The following is a 460-nucleotide window of genomic DNA, read 5'->3' as shown; positions in this document are numbered from 1 at the left end:
CCTCAGATATGCTGCCGATTATTAAAACAATGGACGAGGCAGGATTTCATGCATTAGAAATGTGGGGCGGGGCAACGTTTGATTCCTGTGTCCGCTATTTAAACGAGGATCCTTGGGAACGTCTTCGCCAAATTCGCAAAGACGTTAAAAATACCAAACTTCAAATGTTATTACGAGGACAAAATTTACTAGGATATCGTCATTACGCTGATGATGTGGTGCGGGCCTTTGTCGAAAAATCAGTTGAAAATGGGATTGATATTATTCGTATTTTCGATGCCTTGAATGATGTCCGTAATTTACAAACAGCAATTCAAACAACAAAAGAAGCTGGCGGACACTGTCAAGCAGCGATTTCTTATACTACGAGTGAAATTCATACCATCGATTACTTTGTAAAATTAGCCAAAGAATTAAGTCAAACAGGAGCGGATTCCATTTGTATTAAGGATATGGCAGG

At 39.6% G+C, this 460-nt stretch carries 1 pseudogene; it reads left to right on the top strand.

Annotated elements, in window-relative coordinates:
- Positions 1-460: pseudogene (locus tag ACU8YE_RS25055) on the top strand (2-oxoglutarate decarboxylase); the annotation flags it as partial.

The organism is Ralstonia sp. VS2407, assembly GCF_052950655.1.
The sequence above is the reverse complement of the archived record's forward strand: the minus strand, read 5'-3'. Positions and strand labels throughout refer to the sequence as shown.